We start from the raw sequence: 4,858 nt of genomic DNA, 5'->3' as shown, positions 1-4,858 counted from the left end.
TGCTCGGCTTTATCGCGTCCAAGGACATCCTGCAGCAGATCCTGTCGGAAGAGTCGCCGGCGGTGATCCGCAACGTCGGCAAGCACTACAACAAGAACCTGCTGGTGCTGCCCGATACGCTCAACCTGTCGCAGGCGCTCACGCGCTTTCGCGAGATGCACGAGCGCTTTGGCGCGGTGGTCAACGAATATGGGCTGGTGGTGGGGGTGGTCACGCTCGACGACATCGTCGGCGCGGTGATGGGCGACATTCTGTATTCGGGCGAGGACGAGCAGATCGTGCGCCGCGACGATGGCTCCTGCCTCGTCGACGGCGCCACGCCCGTCTCCGACGTGAAACGCGCCTTCGACCTCGACGAGCTGCCCGGCGAGCATCAGGTCGAAACCATCGCCGGGCTGGTCATCTATGCGCTCAAGCGCATTCCCAAGAAGAGCGAGAGCGTCGACATCGGGCCGCTGCACATCGAGGTGCTCGACATCGACAGCCACCGCATCGATCAGTTGCTGGTCTCGCGCCGCGCTGAATCCCCGGCCGCCGCATCCTGAGCGGCAAACACCTCCTTGGCGGCGAACATCCCGTTGAGCGCCGCCGGGAAGCCCGCATAGACCGCCATCTGCAGGATGGTCTCGGTGATCTCCTGGCGCGTCAGCCCGACGTGCAAGCCCGCGTGGATATGCACTTTCAGTTGCGGCGTGGCGTTGCCCAGCGCCGTGAGCGCAGCGATGGTGGCGATCTCGCGCTCGCGCAGCGTCAGGCCGGGGCGGTTGTAGATGTCGCCAAAGCCGAACTCGACGATATAGCGGCCAAGGTCCGGTGAAATGTCGGCCAGCGATTCGACCACGCGCTCGCCGGCGATGTCATCGACTTCCTTGAGCTTTTGCCAGCCCCGGGCGTAGCGGTCGTCTTGCAGGGCTGCTTGGTTTGCCGGGTTTTCGGCTGCGGTCGTGTGCAGTGCGGTCATGGTCATGCGCGTCCTCGTTCGTGGGCTCGGGTTGGGATGCGGAAGCGGAGCCCTGCGCGGCGTCGATCCGTGCCCGGATGCCGTCGTAGATGACGAGCTTCTCGCACAGCACGGCCAGCGTTTCGGCCCGCGCGCGCAGCTCCGCTTCCAGCGCCGCCGCATGCAACTCCAGCATGTTTTGGCGCGCCGACACACTCTCCAGACTGTCGCCCTGGCGCCGTAGCCGCGCGTATTCCTGCATCTGCGCGATCGGCATGCCGGTGTCGCGCAGGCGCAGCAGGAAGGCGAGCCACGTCATGTCCTGGGCGCGAAACACGCGATGGCCGTTGTCGCGGCGCTGGACACTGTCGAGCAGGCCGATGCGCTCGTAGTAGCGCAGCGTGTGCGTGGACAGGCCGGTGGCCTCGGCAACTTCGCGAATGGTCAGGAAAGTGGTCATGAACGGAGCTTAGAAGTTAGAGCGCACTCTAAGTCAAGCGACTTTAGCGCGATTGCGCGATAGCCGCATAAAAGATCGCCGCACCAAAACAAAACGCCGGCCCCGTGGAGGGGCCGGCGTCCTGTGGTGTGCAAAAAAGCTGGCGGCAGGTCCGATCAGTTGCCCGCGCCGTAGGCGCTCTTGTCTTGCATCTTGGGGCGGTGATCGTGCTTCTTTTTCTTCTTGTGCTGCGTCTTCTTGGCTTCACCGGCGGCCGGGGCCGAAGCGGCGGGTGCGGGGCTGGCCGCGGCAGGCGCAGCCGGGGCGGCGGGTGCGGATGCCTGTGCGAATGCACCGGCACTGAAAACGGTCGCTACAAGAGCTGCCAGGAGTTTGTTCATCGTGTTGTCCTTGTTTTGGAAGCCACATCGCGGCGCGACGATTGACGGGCGTGACCCACCGCGCCCACGCGCCACGACGGCTCAACGCCCGGGCCGGTTTGCGGGATGGCGCGGGCGTCATCGAAGTGTGGTGCAGCCTGCCGTTGTTGTCCACCCGATGCCCGAGCCCAAGCGTAAGCCACCGCGAAGCCTTGTCCGTTGACATGCCTCAAGCGAAATCCACAACTCTCAACACATTCAACGCGGCGTCACCCGTACATTGTTACGCGCGCTTACATCGCGGGCGAATCGCTTACAAACAGCGGTCCACGCGCTCACGATGTGGGGCGTTTTTGGAGGCATGGATCGCAATATGGGACAAGATCCATGTATCTGGAGTCCCGCTTATATCCGCTAAGGAGTCTCACATGAAAGTCGCTCAATCCCTGGCCGCTCTGATCGTTGCTGGTGCCTTCGCAGCCCCCGTGTTCGCGGCGGGCACTGCCTCCGCACCGGCCGCTGCCGCCCCCGCTACGGCTCCGGCCGCTGCGGCGACGACCACCGATGCCGCTTCGGCCCCGAAGGCCGAAGCCAAGCACGAGAACAAGCACCACCACCACGCGCACAAGAAGGCCGAGCACAAGGCTGAAGCCAAGTCGGACATGAAGACCGACGCCGCTCCGGCACCGAAGGCCGCCGAGCCCGCCAAGCAATAACGCGGCTCTCGCGCAATAGAAAACGCCGGGTCATCCCCGGCGTTTTTTGTTGCCTGCGCGGGACCGGCGCCTCACGGCTGCGCCGATCCCGCCTGCCGCATCAGCGCAGACGCGGCAGACGCTTGGTGCCCTCGATCTGCACCGCCTGCAGCTCGTGCGGCTTGAGGCCCAGCACGCTCAGGATGGTCGGCGCGATCTGCTTGGTATCGACATGCTCGTCAACCACATCCGCATCGATACCGGCGCCCCACACCACGATCGGCACATGACGGTCTTCCGGACGGTAGCCGCCGTGCTCGGCGATCTTCGACAGCTTGCTGCCGGCCCACACCGTGCCCTGCTGCGCGATACCGACAACATCCGGAACGCGATCATCGCTGGGCTTCGCGCCAAAGAAGTCAGCCACTTCCTCGCCCAGCACAAAGCGGCTCGCGCCGGCTTGCGTAAAGGGCTTGGCGACGGCATTGCCCGCCGCATCCGAACCCAGCCCTGTACCCGAGTAGCCCAGCAGGAACTGCTTCGTAAAGTGCAGTGCGGCCGGTGAGCGGTCGTTCAACCACAGCAGAATGCCGTCGTCGTCCATCGCGTGCGCAACGAGATGCGGCTTGGTCGCGTCCTTGCACGTTGCAGCGTACTTTTCCCATGCGCAGTTGAGCGCGTCGATCATGTCGCCGTCGTTGATGATGGTGAGGTCTGCACGGCTGTTAGGTGACTGGCCGTGCTTGGCCGACACGATCACCACCGTGTTGGATGGGTCGGCAGCCTTGACCAGCTCGCCCAGCTTGTTGTCGACGAAGGTGAGCGCGCTTTGCAGGACCACGCCCGGCACCGTGCCATTGTTGGTGTAGCCACCCAGGCCACCCGACACTTTGTTGGCAGTGTTGGATGGGTCCGGGTAATACGCCGACTTGTTCAGCTTCTGTGCGGTCGACACAGCCTGGAAGTTCATGCCAAGAATGGCAGGCACGCCCGGCGTGCCGTTGCCGGCGTGGTCGTGACCCTTGAGCCAGTTCAACACGGCCTGCACCTTGAAGCTGTCGTAACGCTGCGTGTTTGTGTTGTCTTTCGTCCAGTCGGCGCCGGGCCCGGCCGGCAGCGACGGGTCGGTCACGGAGCTGTTGATCTCGGGCGCGAACAGATCGTCGATACCCTGGCCGCTCGGTCCGTTGAGGATTTCGTACGCGGCATGCTTGTCCGACCATGCCGTATGCAGGCCGTGCTTGCGCGCCACTTCGAATACCGTGTTGACCTTCAGATACTGGTGCGGATACACCGGCGCGCAGGTGACGGGCGATACCGGTAGAAGCGCCGGATCGATCAGGTCCAGCGCGCGGCCCGTCAGTTGCGAGATCTTCGAAAGATCGGCATACAGGCCCGGGATGCCCTGGCCGCTGTCGAGGCGGTTCGGGTCTTTCGCGATGACCTCGGCATAGAAAACTTCAGCACCCGGCTTGGTGGTGTGGCAGTTGGCGGCCGTCGTGCCGGCCGGAAGCAGGCCGCGGCTGTAAGCGTCGTCGTAGTAGATGCCGGTGGTCTTGGGGTTGCCGCCAGTCACCTGGCCGACCATGCCCGGAAACGAGTCCGACGGGAACGGTGTGCGCGCATTGCGGTAGCTCACGCCCTGGCGCACGAGGCGCGCCAGCGTGGAACCCGGATGGTTGCCGACGTACCAGTCAAGATCGGACTGATGCAAGCCATCGACCGAGATCAGCAGGACATGCTTGGCGTGCGCGTGGCGCGCATCATCGTCATCGGCGTACGCGTGTGTAGACAGACCACATGCCAGCGTGGAAAGCACGGCAACAGCGAGAGTTTTCTGGGGGGACACGGGTTTCTCCTCTGGATTGCCGCCATCAGGCGGCCCGGTCACGCTAGCCTCGTTGTATGTCCGCGCGGCGACCCACCCGTGTCGCTTGCATGACAAATGTAACGTCGGCCCGCCGGCGGGATGAGCCAACGTTTGCACCATCATCAACCGTTCGGGCGGTTCCACTAGAATGGCGTGCCCGTCGTTCCATCCGATCGCTTTTCTCTCCAGTTCCGTTCGCTCATGCCGCTGCCTTCGCGTGCCCCGCTCCGCCTTCTGCTCCGTCTTTCCTTGGTCTTGGTTAGCGCGTTGTCAATCAGCGCTGCCCAGGCACAGACGGCCCCTGCCGCCAACGCGGAAAACAACGCCGAAGCCAGCGACTGGAGCGTCGCTGTCGGCCCGGCGATTTACATGTCACCCAAATATCCGGGCGCGAAATCCAGCTTTGTGTTTCCGTGGATCGATCAGGAGATCGAATACCGGCATCGCTTCTTTTCCAAGGGGATGGACTTTGCAGGCGTGTACCTCGCCAACGACGACACATGGCAGGTGGGCGGCAACTTCCAGTTCGACCCG

General features: G+C 63.9%; 6 protein-coding genes and 1 pseudogene. 3 read left to right on the top strand and 4 right to left on the bottom strand.

The features are described from left to right. A partial coding sequence (locus QZ609_RS24645; RefSeq protein ID WP_295500504.1) for a transporter associated domain-containing protein occupies nt 1-545 on the top strand: 545 nt, incomplete at its 5' end. Here the strand turns inward: QZ609_RS24645 and QZ609_RS24640 are convergent. The 3 genes from QZ609_RS24640 to QZ609_RS24630 all read right to left on the bottom strand — a co-directional run bounded on the left by QZ609_RS24640 (nt 497) and on the right by QZ609_RS24630 (nt 1,780). After that, a complete protein-coding gene (locus tag QZ609_RS24640; protein ID WP_295500502.1) occupies nt 497-961 on the bottom strand; it encodes a carboxymuconolactone decarboxylase family protein in 465 nt (154 codons plus the stop codon). The two genes, QZ609_RS24645 and QZ609_RS24640, sit on opposite strands and share 49 nt — an antisense overlap. Next, the gene (locus QZ609_RS24635; RefSeq protein WP_295500500.1) at nt 858-1,400 is read right to left on the bottom strand and encodes a MerR family transcriptional regulator; all 543 of its coding nucleotides are present in this window, start codon (nt 1,398-1,400) and stop codon (nt 858-860) included. The genes QZ609_RS24640 and QZ609_RS24635 overlap by 104 nt, the downstream gene beginning before the upstream one ends. Nucleotides 1,401-1,555: 155 nt before the next feature. Continuing rightward, nucleotides 1,556-1,780 (bottom strand): signal peptidase, encoded by a 225-nt coding sequence (locus QZ609_RS24630; protein ID WP_295500499.1) that lies wholly within the window; start codon nt 1,778-1,780, stop codon nt 1,556-1,558. A gap of 407 nt (nt 1,781-2,187) precedes the next feature. On the opposite strand from QZ609_RS24630, the gene QZ609_RS24625 reads away from it, so the two are divergent. Next, nucleotides 2,188-2,475 (top strand): hypothetical protein, encoded by a 288-nt coding sequence (locus tag QZ609_RS24625; RefSeq protein ID WP_295500497.1) that lies wholly within the window; start codon nt 2,188-2,190, stop codon nt 2,473-2,475. Nucleotides 2,476-2,575: 100 nt separating this feature from the next. Here the strand turns inward: QZ609_RS24625 and QZ609_RS24620 are convergent, their stop codons facing one another. Further along, nucleotides 2,576-4,303: an alkaline phosphatase family protein gene (locus QZ609_RS24620; protein ID WP_295500495.1), complete on the bottom strand. Its 1,728-nt coding sequence runs from the start codon at nt 4,301-4,303 to the stop codon at nt 2,576-2,578. 222 nt (nt 4,304-4,525) lie between these two features. On the opposite strand from QZ609_RS24620, the pseudogene QZ609_RS24615 reads away from it, so the two are divergent. After that, a pseudogene (locus tag QZ609_RS24615) lies at nt 4,526-4,858 on the top strand (MipA/OmpV family protein); the annotation flags it as partial.

It is taken from the genome of uncultured Ralstonia sp., from assembly GCA_913056305.1.
Classification (GTDB): Bacteria; Pseudomonadota; Gammaproteobacteria; order Burkholderiales; family Burkholderiaceae; genus Ralstonia.
Note: the sequence above shows the minus strand (reverse complement) of the source record. Positions and strands in the feature narration are given on the sequence as shown.